Source organism: Providencia sp. 6390 (assembly GCF_058148425.1).
On sequence record NZ_JBYVYL010000002.1, the window covers coordinates 75,068 to 89,587 of the forward strand.

Annotated in this window: 15 protein-coding genes, 1 tRNA gene and 1 riboswitch; of the genes, 8 read left to right on the plus strand and 8 right to left on the minus strand. The window is 37.9% G+C overall.

Annotation, left to right across the window (positions count from 1 at the left end):
* Nucleotides 1-83 precede the first annotated feature (83 nt).
* Nucleotides 84-866 (minus strand): SDR family NAD(P)-dependent oxidoreductase, encoded by a 783-nt coding sequence (locus tag AC3Z9T_RS05425; protein ID WP_490125207.1) that lies wholly within the window; start codon nucleotides 864-866, stop codon nucleotides 84-86.
* A gap of 76 nt (nucleotides 867-942) precedes the next feature.
* On the opposite strand from AC3Z9T_RS05425, the gene AC3Z9T_RS05430 reads away from it, so the two are divergent.
* Nucleotides 943-1,296: a MerR family transcriptional regulator gene (locus AC3Z9T_RS05430; protein ID WP_490125208.1), complete on the plus strand. Its 354-nt coding sequence runs from the start codon at nucleotides 943-945 to the stop codon at nucleotides 1,294-1,296.
* 12 nt (nucleotides 1,297-1,308) lie between these two features.
* On the opposite strand, the gene AC3Z9T_RS05435 is transcribed toward AC3Z9T_RS05430, so the two are convergent.
* Both AC3Z9T_RS05435 and ycaC read right to left on the minus strand, forming a co-directional pair.
* Nucleotides 1,309-1,749: an SgcJ/EcaC family oxidoreductase gene (locus tag AC3Z9T_RS05435; protein WP_490125209.1), complete on the minus strand. Its 441-nt coding sequence runs from the start codon at nucleotides 1,747-1,749 to the stop codon at nucleotides 1,309-1,311.
* 130 nt (nucleotides 1,750-1,879) lie between these two features.
* Entirely contained in the window at nucleotides 1,880-2,506 is a 627-nt protein-coding gene (gene ycaC / locus AC3Z9T_RS05440; RefSeq protein WP_490125210.1) for an isochorismate family cysteine hydrolase YcaC, read from the minus strand.
* A gap of 850 nt (nucleotides 2,507-3,356) precedes the next feature.
* Between ycaC and AC3Z9T_RS05445 the strand changes: the two genes are divergently transcribed.
* Nucleotides 3,357-4,244 (plus strand): PhzF family phenazine biosynthesis protein, encoded by an 888-nt coding sequence (locus AC3Z9T_RS05445; RefSeq protein WP_490125211.1) that lies wholly within the window; start codon nucleotides 3,357-3,359, stop codon nucleotides 4,242-4,244.
* A gap of 152 nt (nucleotides 4,245-4,396) precedes the next feature.
* Complete coding sequence (locus AC3Z9T_RS05450) at nucleotides 4,397-4,789, plus strand: hypothetical protein (RefSeq protein ID WP_490125212.1); 393 nt, start codon at nucleotides 4,397-4,399, stop codon at nucleotides 4,787-4,789.
* A 161-nt stretch (nucleotides 4,790-4,950) separates the two neighbouring features.
* Here the strand turns inward: AC3Z9T_RS05450 and AC3Z9T_RS05455 are convergent, their stop codons facing one another.
* The gene (locus AC3Z9T_RS05455) at nucleotides 4,951-5,511 is read right to left on the minus strand and encodes a manganese efflux pump MntP (RefSeq protein WP_490125213.1); all 561 of its coding nucleotides are present in this window, start codon (nucleotides 5,509-5,511) and stop codon (nucleotides 4,951-4,953) included.
* A 6-nt stretch (nucleotides 5,512-5,517) separates the two neighbouring features.
* A riboswitch (yybP-ykoY riboswitch) is annotated at nucleotides 5,518-5,705 on the minus strand.
* Nucleotides 5,706-6,384: 679 nt separating this feature from the next.
* Between AC3Z9T_RS05455 and AC3Z9T_RS05460 the strand changes: the two genes are divergently transcribed.
* The gene (locus AC3Z9T_RS05460) at nucleotides 6,385-7,278 is read left to right on the plus strand and encodes a Solitary outer membrane autotransporter beta-barrel domain (protein WP_490125214.1); all 894 of its coding nucleotides are present in this window, start codon (nucleotides 6,385-6,387) and stop codon (nucleotides 7,276-7,278) included.
* 196 nt (nucleotides 7,279-7,474) lie between these two features.
* On the opposite strand, the gene AC3Z9T_RS05465 is transcribed toward AC3Z9T_RS05460, so the two are convergent.
* A tRNA-Ser gene (locus AC3Z9T_RS05465) sits at nucleotides 7,475-7,562 on the minus strand.
* A 182-nt stretch (nucleotides 7,563-7,744) separates the two neighbouring features.
* Here AC3Z9T_RS05465 and tusE point away from each other — a divergent pair.
* Nucleotides 7,745-8,074, plus strand: a complete 330-nt coding sequence (gene tusE, locus AC3Z9T_RS05470) for a sulfurtransferase TusE (protein WP_490125215.1) — start codon at nucleotides 7,745-7,747, stop codon at nucleotides 8,072-8,074.
* Between the two features lie 11 nt (nucleotides 8,075-8,085).
* Here the strand turns inward: tusE and AC3Z9T_RS05475 are convergent, their stop codons facing one another.
* Nucleotides 8,086-8,367, minus strand: a complete 282-nt coding sequence (locus tag AC3Z9T_RS05475; RefSeq protein WP_490125216.1) for an acylphosphatase — start codon at nucleotides 8,365-8,367, stop codon at nucleotides 8,086-8,088.
* A 219-nt stretch (nucleotides 8,368-8,586) separates the two neighbouring features.
* Here AC3Z9T_RS05475 and hspQ point away from each other — a divergent pair, with 219 nt between their 5' ends.
* Nucleotides 8,587-8,910 (plus strand): heat shock protein HspQ, encoded by a 324-nt coding sequence (hspQ, locus tag AC3Z9T_RS05480; protein WP_490125217.1) that lies wholly within the window; start codon nucleotides 8,587-8,589, stop codon nucleotides 8,908-8,910.
* 225 nt (nucleotides 8,911-9,135) lie between these two features.
* Here hspQ and AC3Z9T_RS05485 read toward each other — a convergent pair whose 3' ends face one another.
* A complete protein-coding gene (locus tag AC3Z9T_RS05485) occupies nucleotides 9,136-9,549 on the minus strand; it encodes a CoA-binding protein (protein WP_490125218.1) in 414 nt (137 codons plus the stop codon).
* A 100-nt stretch (nucleotides 9,550-9,649) separates the two neighbouring features.
* On the opposite strand from AC3Z9T_RS05485, the gene AC3Z9T_RS05490 reads away from it, so the two are divergent.
* Nucleotides 9,650-10,108, plus strand: coding sequence for a methylglyoxal synthase (locus tag AC3Z9T_RS05490; protein ID WP_490125219.1), 459 nt, complete (start codon nucleotides 9,650-9,652; stop codon nucleotides 10,106-10,108).
* Nucleotides 10,109-10,146: 38 nt separating this feature from the next.
* Here AC3Z9T_RS05490 and helD read toward each other — a convergent pair whose 3' ends face one another.
* Nucleotides 10,147-12,201, minus strand: a complete 2,055-nt coding sequence (gene helD, locus AC3Z9T_RS05495) for a DNA helicase IV (protein ID WP_490125220.1) — start codon at nucleotides 12,199-12,201, stop codon at nucleotides 10,147-10,149.
* 122 nt (nucleotides 12,202-12,323) lie between these two features.
* Between helD and yccS the strand changes: the two genes are divergently transcribed.
* The gene (gene yccS / locus AC3Z9T_RS05500; protein ID WP_490125221.1) at nucleotides 12,324-14,501 is read left to right on the plus strand and encodes a YccS family putative transporter; all 2,178 of its coding nucleotides are present in this window, start codon (nucleotides 12,324-12,326) and stop codon (nucleotides 14,499-14,501) included.
* The last annotated feature ends 19 nt before the right edge of the window (nucleotides 14,502-14,520 follow it).

Genomic DNA, 14,520 nt, shown 5'->3' on the forward strand with positions numbered 1-14,520 from the left:
CCCCCAAAACCAAAAAAGACATTCTTATTTGGAATAAATAGTAAACATCGTCTGATTTATTATTCAGGCGATGTCTATGTTAACTATATTTTCTGATTAAACTGACTATTATATGCATTCGGCATTTTGCCTTCAGATAATTGGAAACTAAAACTTTCCCTATCCACATAGCCAGTCATACTGTCGGAATCATAGAGCGCCATTGCAAACTCAGCCAATTGATCACTAGTATGATATGTTCCAAATGAGGCATCATAATCATAGTATTCAATATTGTTTGCCACCTGCCCAAACTCTGTTTTTGTGGCTGCTGGCGCTAAAACCTTAGCTTTTAACTGTGCTCCTTCAGCAATAAGTTCTCTTGCCAAACCTTCGGTAAAACTACTAACAAAGAACTTAGTAGCACAATAAGTCACCGCTGTGGGAACAATGGTATAACCTCCTGCTGAACTGACATTGATTAATTGAGCTCCTGCAATATCACGATAGTCATTTACATATAAACTCGATAAAATAACCAACGATTGAATATTCACATTAAGCATCATTTGAACATTATCAATCGGCTGGCTTGGGACTGAGCCGTAATAGCCCACCCCTGCATTATTCACCCACACTTGTATTTGATAATCAGCTAGTGAATGATAAAGGGCTATTGCTTGTTCCGTAAAAGATAAATCACACGCCTTAATCACCACCTCAATATCTGAGCTTATATTCGCTATCTCACCCTTTAATTCTGCCAACAAGCTCTCTCGACGAGCAACAGCAATAATATTCATTCCTTTTTTCGCGAATGCTTTAGCCATTGAACGACCAATTCCTGAACTGGCACCAGTTATCACTGCATAATGTTGTTGTTTCATGTTATCCCCCTTTGATACAGTCACTAGGAAGATAAAAGATAGAGTTAACTCTAGGTCAACACTTTTTGGAAAATAAATGAACTATACTATCGGCGAATTTGCACATTTAACCGGTTTTAGCATACACACCCTACGTTACTATGAAAAAGAAGGCATATTAAAACCCGCCAGAAGGGATAATAACCATCGTTTCTATTCCAGCCGTGACGTTGAATGGATGAAATTTATTGTTCGCCTGAAAGAAACCGGTATGCCCTTAAAAGAAATCAAACAATATGCAAGCTTAAGAGAGCTTGGCGATGAAACGGCGCAACAAAGAATGGATTTACTGGTTAAACATTATGACCATTTAGAACAGCAATTAGTCACGCTAAATGATCACCTAGCCAATTTAAAATTAAAAATTCATCATTACCAAAAGTTAATATGACCACGATAATATCTAGCTGATTTTCGCTATTTCACGTAACACAACTTGTCCTGTGTACGGATTGACTAGCGTCACATTTTCAAGCGCTCTGAACAGCCAATGGTCACCCTGTTTGATTAATATTGCGAGGATCACAGTATCTACCTCGTGAGGCCCTACAGGATGAGCGGCTCCAGCGGCTAAACGACTCCAAAAATGGATAGCAACCACGCCCTCACTAAGGGGAATGACATCAATTAATTCATTTTTCAGGGTTGAGTCACTATAAATAGTTTCATGAATAGGAGCATGAAGTTCAACTATGTCTTTAACACCTTTAACATAGTGGTCAAAACGATTCACAAAAGTCGCATCTGGGTGAAATAAAGCCGCAAACTCAGCCATATTATGATTATTCCATGCTGATGCAAAAAGCAATGGAGCATCTTCAATCGTTGTTATTTGATAATTCATTGACAAGTCCTAAGCTAGTCTCATATGCGAATAATAAACATAACCGACTGTGACTCATCAGCCCATAATTTTATGATAAAACCCTGCAAACTTATCGTTCACAGGGCTAATAAAGAGTAATTAGATCACGCTATTTTTTTGCAGTTAAAATATCATAGCTAGTCATTAAGTTACGATAATCTGGAATATGGTTTGAGAACAACGTTCCTAATCCAGTAATATCATTACGCCAATCACGATGCAGTTCACACGCAGCAGCAAACCACCCCATCATTTGGGCCCCCGCATTGGACATTCTATCCCATGCAGAATCACGAGTGATTTCGTTAAACGTTCCTGATGCATCGGTGATGACAAATACTTCATAACCTTCTTCTAATGCTGATAATGCAGGGAAAGCCACACATACCTCGGTTACCACACCCGCAATAATCAGCTGTTTTTTGCCTGTTGCTTTAACCGCTTTAACGAACTCTTCATTATCCCATGCATTGATTTGCCCTGGGCGTGGAATATAAGGTGCATCAGGGAAGGTTTCTTTTAACTCAGGAACCAATGGACCATTAGGGCCATTTTCAAATGAAGTCGTTAAAATAGTTGGTAATTTAAAATATTTTGCTAAATCTGCAAGCGCTAATACATTGTTTTTAAATTTATCAGGATCTTGATCACGTACCAACGATAATAACCCAGCCTGATGATCAACTAATAAAACGGCGGCATTATTTTTATCAAGTCTATTATATTTAAAACTCATTTTGGCAACTCCTCGTGATTAATGTCTTTCAAACTACAATTTTATTTAAAATGATAATTATAAAAATATGAGCAATTCACTAAAACAAATCAAATAATAAAACCCATTAATAAATCAATCTTATTACTGAATATATGATTCACTCTTGAATTTAATATTAACCTAGTATTACATTTATTCAATTTAAAACATTTGCTTTAAGGATCCAAAAAAATTGAAGTTCTTTATTCATGAGATTAATCATAATCATTACCCACTTTAAGCGTTTAACCGCCATTTAATTATCATATCTTTTGTCAATAGCCTGAAACCAATGAAATATTAAAATTAGACTTTATTACCATACTGTTAATAAATCATCTAACACAATGATTTATTAATTAAAATACTAATTAAATCAATAGACTCAGTGTCTTTTGGCAGCTTTTTTTAAATAGGTAAAAAAGAAACTTAATACCGCTAAGACCGTTAGCATAATCTCAAGAAAAATGTATAACTCAACAAAGTTGGAAAGTTTTTTTATGGTATATCACAATAAATCCAATCTAAAAATGTTTAAATTTACGCTAATGAGACAAATGAAACACAATGATAGTGAGATGATTTTTTGTTTAAAAAGTGGTAAAAGGGTCAATCACTATGCAAACAATAAAAATTCGAGATGCAGCTAGGCACAAGTCAATGAGTCGTCAGGAGCATAGATAACTATGTGACTGGTGCGCGTGAGCCTAGTCACCATACTTCAACGCAAAGCGCTGCAACTTGAAGTATGACAAGTATAATCTATTAATTTACGATCAAACCTTACACACAGCTTACGCAATATCGGGCTACACCACGGGAAAAAACGATGCCAAACGCGACAGCATCTTTAGCTGAAAATGAAATCAAAGTATATCTTGTCAACTCATTCACTCGACATAATTCAGGTGGTAATCCCGCGGGAGTTGTTCTTTACCCACCGACACTAAGTCTCGAGCAAAAAATAACTATCGCTCGCCAAATAGGTTTCTCTGAAACCGCATTTGTTTATGCAGGAAAAGATACCGATTTCGACGTAGAGTTTTTTACCGCCGAAGGTGAAGTCGATTTTTGCGGGCACGCAACATTAGCTGTTTTTTTTACTCTAAACTCATTAGATCTACTAATTTCTGGTAGTTACAAACAAAAAACTAAAGCTGGCATTCTTGATGTGACCATAACTCCTAGCACCATTGTTATGGAACAAACCTTACCTATTATGCGACAAGGCCCTGATGTTAACGATATTGCTGCCGCCTTCGGAGTAAATCCTAATATTATTACAGCGACAGGTTTACCCGTCATGATTGTCTCTACAGGGCTACCAGACATTATAGTTCCTGTGCAAACAGGACAATTAGACATCCTACACCCTAATCACCAAGCTCTCGCAAAACTAAGCAATGAATTCAATGCTATAGGCTTCCATGTATTTGAATTAAGTCGTGATCCATCTATTACAGCCCACTGTCGAAATTTTGCTCCGCTATACGGTATAAATGAAGAATCAGCAACGGGCAGTGCGAGCGGTGCTTTAGGATGTTACCTCGTAAAACATATTTTCCCCAATGAAACATCTTTTCAATTCGAGCAAGGCCGAGCTATGGCATGTTCTTCTTTGATCCAAGTAATAATCGATACACAAAAACAAGAAATTAGTCGAGTGAGAGTGGGTGGGCAAGCCACCATGATTGGCACAAAAAGAATTAAACTTTGAATGTTTTTTAAACAGCATATATAAATGAGGGACTCAACGGTGAGTATTGATATAAATATTGAAAACTCACTGTGTATATTCAATAGAAAGGTTAGATAAATAGAAAAATGATAAATACATACTATCTCTATATTCGAATTTGGCCTGACAAGATGGTTATTCGAGATGTCGAAAGACACTCTGAAATAACACAATTAGCTGATAGCCCTTTTACCACCAGCCGATTACTAGTAGGGGATATGCTACCTGCGGCAAAAACGCTGAAAAATGGCATAAATAAACTTTTGCCCCCTTTTTCTTTTTATCAACGTTTTTTTCCACCTAAATATGCGGTCATTATGCACCCAAAAGTCATGACAGAAGGTGGTTTGTCTTCCGTGGAAAAGAATGCATTTAGAGATTTGGCTACATTTATATGCACAAGTAAAAACAATGTTTCTATATATGTTTGTGAGCATTCAGAAGACCTAACGGATACTCAAATACTGGACGTATTAACTGGTGGCTTCAAAGAGATAAAACCAAACCAGAAAATTATCCAATAAGAACGCTATTTATTGGATAATTTTTCCAGATTAATGATTAACCCTTTATGGAATTACATCTATCTCTATATTCTTAGAGAAGTTAGCAAATATCCACTGGAATTTATGTATTAAACAAATTATGAATATCTTTTAACGATAACTCACTCATATTTTTGTCATTAAATATTTTCTAAAAAAATAAATAATCCGATACTGATTAATATAATCCCTGCAATAAGTTCCGTTTTTTTACCTAATACAGTACTAACGTGTCGCCCTGCCATAACACCAACAGTTGCCATTATCATGGTTGTTAAGCCAATAACAAATACTGCATGAATAATGTTTACCTCAAGAAATGCCAATCCTAAACCGACAGCCATCGCATCAATACTTGTTGCAACTGACGTTATAATCAAATTTAAATAACTATGCTTTTTCTTTTTCTCTTTTAACTCATCTTCTTTTGATATTAGGCTTTGGTAAATCATGTGTCCGCCCAACACAAATAATAGTCCAAATGCAATCCAATGATTCCATTGCATAACAAAATGGCTTGCACCAATACCAATAATCCAACCAGCTAATGGCATTAAAGCTTCAATTACACCAAAAACAACACCTGTTCTTAAAGCTTCTTTATAAGAGGGTCTATGAAGTGTTGAACCTTTGCATACAGCAACTGCAAAAGAATCCATTGATAAGGCAAAAGCGAGGACAAATAATGCATAAAAACTCATAACAAAGATCTCAGTCGGGAAATTCCATAGACATACGACTCCCCCCCCAACACATAGGTGAATAATATGTTTATGGTCTTGCTAACCGATTAAGGCATCCGTGCCATGAGCAAATAACGCTCAAGTATGTTGACACGAAATCTTAATAACTCATTGAATAGTTATTAAGCAAGCTACTCCCCATTTTCTGCGGCACGGAAGATAGCAATAAAAAAATATAAATACAACTTTATTTTTATTATTTAACTTACTGATAATGAAAATGATTTTTATTTAAAATAATCAGATCTAATCTGACTATAAATTATTGAATAGAGTTACACTATAACACATATATACTCTAAATAATTCAAGAGACCGGTAGGCAACAAGTGAATATAATCGGGGAGCATAGATAAACTACCTGACTTGGTAAGCGTAGCGTAGTCAACAGTCCTACAATTTGAAGTATGACGAGTATAAACTCACTAACATTAATTTATTTTATGTATTGCTAGTATTTTTATTTTAATAAACTTTTTAAGCCCTATACTGCTCTTATACTGCTCTAAAGTTAAAATAACGGTAATCATTATTTGATACTTATAAAAAACATAAAAAAACATTATCTAATTTCAAAAATAAACTATAATTCCTATCTAATTTGCTAGCACTCCGTAACAATCAATAGTGATTACCCAGTCTAATCTCGCCAATCATAAATTTTACTGGCTTTTACAAGTTTTTCCATCTCAATAACTATTACTATGAATATTTATTTACGTTATGTCGATACATAATTCAAATATGTGAAGATAGTTATTAGATAATCCCGATTATGAACGATTATAATATCATTACTAATACGTATAATTAGCCCATACTGGTACTATAATGAAACGTTCACTATCTATTTTCTTTTCTCCTTTTCTTGTTATGTTTTCACCTGACTCATTCAGTGATAAAGCCCTAACCGCGGGCTATGCAAAACTTATCGCTTTATCTTCGACCAATGATATTAGTGCTTCCACATTACACTCAGATGGCCTTGAGTACAGTAAATATTCATTACCTTATACCTTCAAAAATATTTATAATGAGGGGGATTACTCATTCAATATTCAAATACGAGGAAATTACCTTAAAGTAAAATCAGATGTCATAGATATTAATTCATCAAATACACTTCGTTCTCGCTGGAATATATTAAACCTAACAACATCCCCACAAATAACATATAATATAGATAAAAATTTAAGCTTAGAGGGTGAGATTGAACTTGGTTATTCAAACATGAAGAATAACTCATCTTTCCATGGTGAAGATGACATTAAGATAGGACTTCGTGAAGAAAAATTATTAGATTGGGATATAAACGCTGTAAATATTACCCCAAAAATAGGGATAGTAAATAAAAACACCTTAAACAATGGTAATAAAATTAAACTTCACATACATGTTTCCTATATGTTCATGGAAAGTGTTGGTAATAAAAGCGATATCAAAATAAACAATAACATAGGTACTTGGTCTACTGGTGGTGAATACACCATTACAAATGCATTTGCGATTAAAGATAATCCATTTGATATCATCGTCTCTAATGATATTGGCGGTTTTTACGGCAATAGTTATAGAGACCTTTCATTTGGCTTTATCAATAATACATCATTAGCGTTAGAAACACCGATAGACATTAATAACACAGAATTTAAAATAAAAATCGGATTAGGATATTTATATAGCGATAATGCGCATGGAATAACCGTTATTATAGGGATTAATTAAATATTATAATGGTCACCAGATCATACATTTACAATCTACTATCTGTACATTACCGTCTTTATTTGGCGGTATTTTTTTATTCGACTATCTAATCAGCAGTAATCAACGGGTGTATAGAGAATATGAAAACGAATGACATTGAATTGTTTGATTTATCTAAGATTGAAAAACCTTGGAGGATACAATGAAAATGAGATGGCGGAGGAGGAGAGATTCGAACTCTCGGATGGTTTCCCATCGGCGGTTTTCAAGACCGCTGCCTTCAGCCGCTCGGCCACCCCTCCGCAATGACGTGCACTATAAACATCTGTGCGTTCGATGTAAACCCCCTATTATACCAATTGCTATAAAAATAGGCACTTAGTGTGTTGATGGGCGAAATTATCAACATATCTAACGGGCTGCTTGGGTTATTGGCTATTTTTTGCTAAATTTGCTGTCTATTTTTGTTTAGGTTGAAATGTGTATGTTGCTTTTTAACGGTCAAGAAATTGAGACTGACTCTCAAGGCTACCTTATTGATAGCCAACAATGGAACGAAGCGCTTATCCCTCTTCTCGCAGAGCAAGAAAATATCACTCTGACAGAAGAACACCTTGAAATCGTCCGCTTTGTTCGTGCTTTTTATTTGGAATTTAATACCTCCCCTGCGATCCGCATGTTGGTTAAAGCTGTTTCTCAACAGTTTGGAGAGGAAAAAGGAAATAGCCGCTATTTATACCGACTATTCCCTAAAGGCCCTGCAAAACAAGCAACTAAGCTAGCAGGGCTTCCTAAACCCGTAAAATGCATCTAATTGCACAACAGTTAATAGCGGACTGAAAAATCCGCTATTTTATCAGTTTGCCAATTTTCGCTGAAATAATGGTCGATTTTTGCACCTGGGGGCCCACCTGCATTCAACCATTCCTCCACAAAACCAATATCCTGTTCAGAACCGCAAATGGCTAAAGTGACGCTTCCATCATCACGATTGCATACATAACCTTTGATACCATTTTGATTTGCCCAATGATAGGTTTGGTAACGAAATCCTACCCCTTGAACACGCCCATAGATATAAAATAAACGTCCGACTGTTGCTGTCATTTTTATCCCCCATTATCAGTACTCTAATTATTAATGTACTATTTATTACTGTTGTGTTTTTTTCATCGAACAGATAATCTGAGACTGAGGCACTGCTTTTCATGTTACATATAAGACAGTGTATTGCGTTATGAGTAATTGTCCATACATTGGCTTGAAAACGCGGAACACTGCCCAAATATAGAGTTATAGCATAAGCAAGGCTTTTAGGAGGTGGCTATGATGATCACCAGTAAATATGGGATAGGGCAACAAGTTAGGCATAAACTACTCGGCTACCTAGGTGTTGTCGTGGATGTTGATGCTGAATACTCGCTCGAGCAACCACATGATGACGACGATATTGCAGCAAATAGCGCATTACGTGATCTGCCTTGGTATCATGTTGTAATGGAAGATGATAATGGCGATGCAATTCATACCTATTTGGCAGAGGCCCAAATTACTTATGAAACTGCTGATGACCACCCAGAGCAACCCTCCATGGACGAATTGGCAGAATCCATTCGCTCACAATTACAAGCACCACGCCTGCGTAACTGATTATTACAACTTACAATAAAGCAAGCAGCGACATCGCTGCTTTATTAGAAGTTGTTGACGAAGTGGGATAAAAGCGTGGTTTTTCCCACTCCGTGTTATCAGCCGAAAATCAATAAATTAATTTTCCTCGTTTATTTCAAAACCCTTAACGACCGCCGACAAACAAAATACGTTTGTCAGCAGTCTGCAATAAAGCAGCGACATCGCTGCTTTATTGCTTATTGGCTACTTTTCTAGCCCTAACGCAGGGATCTCTTGTTTTGGACACAAATCCATGACAAATTGCATACCCGCGCCAAGTGCTATCTGCTTAGCTTCTTCGCTGATAACCCCTTTTTGCAGCCATAAAACTTTCGCGTTCACCTCAACCGCTTCATGAGCAACACCAACTGCCGCTTCTGCATTACGAAATACATCCACCATATCAATAGATTGTGGGATTTCACCCAATTTCGCATACACTTTTTGCCCTAATAGGGTTTGACCTGCCAATTTAGGGCTAACAGGGATCACGGTATAACCCTGCTCCAATAAATACTCCATCACTTCATAACTAGGACGATCTTTTTTATCGCTAGCACCAACCAGTGCAATCGTGTTAACGCTACGTAATATTTCTGCAATTTCTTGACTAGCCATCAAAATATCTCCCAAAATCAGTAAACTATTAACTCGCAATATGATATATCTGATGCCGTGTAGTGGCTCGATTGAGCCTCGCTAATTTTAAGGGAACTTCATGGAATCAACTACTCGTACAATAAAAACCCCTAAGAACATAGCTCTGGTTGCCCATGACCACTGTAAATCTTCACTACTCGCTTGGGCAACAAAAAATAGTGAACAACTTAAACCACATCAACTATTTGGAACAGGTACTACAGCTAAATTGATCACCCATCATACAGGCCTCAATGTAACAGGTATGCTAAGTGGCCCAATGGGAGGTGACCAACAAATTGGCGCCATGATCGCCGAACAAAAGATTGATGTGCTGATTTTCTTTTGGGATCCGTTAAACGCCGTGCCTCATGATCCTGACGTTAAAGCCTTATTGCGCTTGGCAACAGTTTGGAATATACCAGTGGCAACTAACCCTGCAACGGCTGACTTTATTATTACATCCCCTTATTTTAAGGACGAAATTGATGTTGTGATCCCTGATTACCAACACTATTTACAAGAACGCACAAAATAAACAGCTAAGGTGCCGACTCATATGTTCGGCACCATTCATTATGGTTTTTTCTGTCTAGGAACACCAAGTTGCCTCAATGTTTCAACAAACTCAGAAGGCTCATCTGGGTTATAAAGTAACCACACTTGCTGTTTTGCACGTGTCATCGCCACATACAATAAGCGCCGCTCTTCCGCATGCTCAAACTCTTCATGTTTAGGCAGCAATACCTGTTCCATCACTGATTCTCTAGGTGCAGCAGGGAAACCATCTTTGCCCTGATTCAACCCACAAATAATCACATGATCAGCCTGTTTACCCTTAGATGCATGAATAGTCATAAATTCAATGTTGAGCTTGGGCCAACGTGTTTTAGCTTTATTTAAAATTTCAGGGCGTAAGTAATGATAACGAGCTAAACATAAAATTGTTTCATCTTCAGTGATATAGCCACTCATTTTATCGAGTAAGCGTTCAAGTGCGTTTTCATATAATAAAATCACTGCTTTTTTATTACCTTTAACTAAGCTATTTAAAGGCTTATCTAGCTGCGTTGGGTTTTGCAAAATAAATCTATTAGCAATTTCACCTATCCTTTCATTAAAACGATAGGTGGTATCTAAAGCACATAGTGCTCCTTGGCCAAAATTGTGTGCAAAAGATGTGGTAAGATCGAGCTCTGCGCCACTGAAACGATAGATAGCTTGCCAATCATCACCAACAGCAAAAAGAGCGGTTTGTTTATTTTGCTGACGCAATGCTTGTAATAACCTGGCTCTTAGTGGTGAAATATCTTGAAATTCATCAACTAAAATATGTTTCCATGGGCTAATAAAGCGCCCTTTTTCAAGTAAATTAATCGCTTGATGAATCAATCCTGAAAAATCAATGGCACCTTCATCTTTTAAGGCGCTTTTCCACGCTTTTAATAATGGGGACATCAACCGTATGCGCTTTTGAAAAATATCTTTAAACTGCTCATCCGCAGCTTCGATCATCTCTTTTTGACTACCGCCATGCATACGCATTAAACCCAACCAACGCTCTAAACGGCTTACAACCTTTTTACTGATTTTTTCATCTTGCCAAAATTCACCTTCTGGCACTTCCCACTGTAATTCATCGGTCAGCCATTCACGCCACCCTTTTGCCTGTGCCTTTTTACTAGCACACTGCTCGCGCCATTCGTTAAGTAACAGCTCCCCTCGTTTTTGTGTATCCGTTTCCAGTTCACTGATCACAGGGGATTTATTACTGCCTTCTCGAATAATATGTAGAGCTAATGCATGAAAGGTTTTTGCTTCGATATCATCTTGATGCAAACGCTGTTGAATGCGCTCGTTCATTTCTTGTGCCGCTTTACGGCCAAATGCAAGTAAGAGTATTTGATCTGCTTTTGCAAGTCCTCTTAAAAGTAGCCACCCCGCCCTTGCAACAAGCACTGAAGTCTTACCACTCCCAGCCCCCGCAAGGACTAAAACATTATCTTCACCATTTATCACTGAGAGTGCTTGGCTAGAATTAAGCGGCGATGTTTCTACGTGTTGGAAAAAATCACTATAACGTGACAATATTGAATCACACCACTGCTCATTAGTACGCTGACGGCTAGCTTCGCCATCATTCAACCACTGCAAACAATACTGGTAAGCTGTAGCGCAGTTTTCAAATTGACTGACACGAGCTAAAGGTAGAGGAAGGGATGAAAACTGTTGCGTAATATTATTACGAAACGAGGCTAATTCACGCAAGCTGAACCATTGATCTTGCTGTGCTTGTTGCTGAATAGAGTTTGCGAGTGTTGCTAGAACTTGAGCACTAATCTCGCTCATTTCTATACTCCATTGCATCCATTTATCACTTAGATAATGATAAAAGCGCTGTGTTTGCTTCCACTCTGTTCCATGCAAACGGACAACTTGCTCATCTGCCAATTCAAACTCTAACTCCCCCCAAACAATCCCTCTTTTGCATCGAATATCAATTAACTGGTTAAAAGGGATGAGATATTGATGCTTTTCACCACTTACCTCAATGCCTGCATTTAATAAGCGTACCCGATTATAGGGATGCTGAGCCAGGCGCTGCCCAATCTGTGTTGATTTCAGTTCCATACACCTTGCACCTGAGTTATCCAATAATGAAAATGACGGCTGCTTGATTTCAGACGGTTTTTTATTACTTGCAAACAAGCTATCCTATATAGACTAGGGAATGTTTGTCTTTGAGGTACTTTGTGTTAACGCTGCTTACCAGTTATCGTCGTGTTCTATATAACAGCCATGCTTTATATTATATCCGAATATTGATTGCCCTGACAGGGACGACCCTCATCCCTTGGTTATTAGGTCAAGATCCCAAAGTCACCATCCCACTCACATTAGGGATGGTCGCAGCAGCACTGACTGACTTAGATGATAGACTAACAGGCCGTTTAAAAAACCTTGTCATTACCTTGTTATGCTTTTTTATCGCATCCGTTTCCATTGAGCTACTTTTTCCTCACCCAATTTTATTCTTTTTTGGACTGGCACTTTCAACTTGCGGTTTTATACTGCTAGGTGCATTAGGGCAACGCTATGCCACCATTGCCTTTGGTGCTCTATTGATTGCCATTTATACCATGTTGGGCGTTCCCATCTTTGATACTTGGTATCAACAACCTGCTTTACTGCTGACTGGTGCAGTTTGGTATAACTTTCTGACATTGATTGGCCACATCCTCTTCCCTGTTCGCCCTCTACAGGATGCAATTACTCAATGCTATCAACAACTCGCAGCCTATCTAGACGCCAAAGCAAATTTATTTGACCCAGACTTGGAAGATGACTATCAACAGTCTGTTTATGATTTAGCCCTCGTCAATAGCACGTTAGTCAGTACCATGAATCAAGCTAAAATGGCTCTACTCAGCCGGTTAAAGGGTGATAGAGGGCAGAAAGGAACTCGTACTACATTACAATATTACTTTGTTGCACAAGATATCCATGAGCGAGCCAGTTCATCACATATTCAATATCAGCAATTGAGCCGTACATTGCGCCATAGCGATATTCTATTTCGTTTTCAGCGTTTACTGACCATGCAAGCAAGAGCCTGCCAACAAGTCGCACAATCTGTGTTGTGGCGTAAGCCTTATCAGCACAATCCACGCTTTGAAGGTACTTTTAATTACCTTGAAAATTCACTTCAGCTCTTAAAGCAACAATCGCCTGCAATCCATGAAGTAAAAGCCCTTTATAACCTACTCAAAAATTTAAAAGGGATCGATGTACAGTTGCGAGGACTTGGCATTGAACAAAACTCACGCCAACAAAATATGAAACAGCTCGAGCAGCTATCTGATGAATCCCCTTCTGGTTTAAGTGATATTGTTGCGCGTTTCAAGCACCATTTAACACCAAAGTCGGCGCTATTTCGCCATGCGGTGAGAATGTCGCTACTGCTATGTACGGGCTATATTATTATTCAATTGTTTAACTTAGAAAGAGGCTATTGGATCCTCCTAACTAGCCTATTTGTTTGCCAGCCCAACTATAATGCCACCAAACGGCGGCTAGCCCTACGTATCATAGGTACTATTATTGGGATACTCATAGGGCTACCACTACTAAATTTCATTCCTTCAATGGAAGGACAACTGACATTAATTGTGCTCTCTGGCTTACTGTTCTTTGTGTTCCGAAGTAGCCAATATGCACAAGCAACCCTGTTTATCACTTTACTGGTGCTCTTTTGCTTCAACTTACTCGGTGAAGGATTTGAGGTCGCACTTCCTCGTATTATTGATACCTTAATTGGCTGTTTCATTGCATTCCTAGCTGTTAGCTTTATTTGGCCCGATTGGAAATTTCGCCAATTACCGCAAGTGGTACAAAAAACGATGGATAGCAACTGCCGCTACTTAGATGCCATTTTGCAACAATACTATCAAGGTAAAGATAATAGCCTTGAATACCGAGTAGCTCGCCGTGATGCACATAATAATGATGCTGAATTCGCCTCTGTTGTTTCCAACATGGCCACGGATCCTAAATCATACAAAGTGACACAAGAGCAAGCTTTTCGACTTTTATGCCTAAATCACACTCTACTCAGCTATATTTCAGCATTCGGTGCTCATCGAGAACAAATGCATAATGAAGAAAATCTCGCAATTTTAAGTGATGCAATCTGCTATGTAGAAGCATCGCTACAAGTTGCAACGCTAGATGCTTACTCAGAAGAGAAATCAGAACGTTTACGCGAGAGCATTACTCATCGAATTGACAATATTTCTGTTAATGACGATGAAAAAACAGGATTAATCATGGAGCAAACACGATTATTGCTAGAACTCATCCCTGAAATTAAATCCATGATGACACAAATTAATGCACCGATTACGCCTTCAAATAAACTAAATGCCATATAGCGCATAGAAATAAAACTGG

Excerpts from the sequence above, each read along its gene's own strand:
- tusE (WP_490125215.1), top strand. The coding sequence starts at position 7,745 with ATGTTGCTTTTTAACGGTCAAGAAATTGAGACTGACTCTCAAGGCTAC.
- AC3Z9T_RS05445 (WP_490125211.1), top strand. The coding sequence starts at position 3,357 with ATGCCAAACGCGACAGCATCTTTAGCTGAAAATGAAATCAAAGTATAT.
- AC3Z9T_RS05460 (WP_490125214.1), top strand. The coding sequence starts at position 6,385 with ATGAAACGTTCACTATCTATTTTCTTTTCTCCTTTTCTTGTTATGTTT.
- AC3Z9T_RS05475 (WP_490125216.1), bottom strand. The coding sequence starts at position 8,367 with ATGACAGCAACAGTCGGACGTTTATTTTATATCTATGGGCGTGTTCAA.
- AC3Z9T_RS05485 (WP_490125218.1), bottom strand. The coding sequence starts at position 9,549 with ATGGCTAGTCAAGAAATTGCAGAAATATTACGTAGCGTTAACACGATT.
- AC3Z9T_RS05455 (WP_490125213.1), bottom strand. The coding sequence starts at position 5,511 with ATGAGTTTTTATGCATTATTTGTCCTCGCTTTTGCCTTATCAATGGAT.
- helD (WP_490125220.1), bottom strand. The coding sequence starts at position 12,201 with ATGGAACTGAAATCAACACAGATTGGGCAGCGCCTGGCTCAGCATCCC.
- ycaC (WP_490125210.1), bottom strand. The coding sequence starts at position 2,506 with ATGAGTTTTAAATATAATAGACTTGATAAAAATAATGCCGCCGTTTTA.
- AC3Z9T_RS05430 (WP_490125208.1), top strand. The coding sequence starts at position 943 with ATGAACTATACTATCGGCGAATTTGCACATTTAACCGGTTTTAGCATA.
- AC3Z9T_RS05490 (WP_490125219.1), top strand. The coding sequence starts at position 9,650 with ATGGAATCAACTACTCGTACAATAAAAACCCCTAAGAACATAGCTCTG.
- AC3Z9T_RS05435 (WP_490125209.1), bottom strand. The coding sequence starts at position 1,749 with ATGAATTATCAAATAACAACGATTGAAGATGCTCCATTGCTTTTTGCA.
- AC3Z9T_RS05425 (WP_490125207.1), bottom strand. The coding sequence starts at position 866 with ATGAAACAACAACATTATGCAGTGATAACTGGTGCCAGTTCAGGAATT.
- AC3Z9T_RS05450 (WP_490125212.1), top strand. The coding sequence starts at position 4,397 with ATGGTTATTCGAGATGTCGAAAGACACTCTGAAATAACACAATTAGCT.
- hspQ (WP_490125217.1), top strand. The coding sequence starts at position 8,587 with ATGATGATCACCAGTAAATATGGGATAGGGCAACAAGTTAGGCATAAA.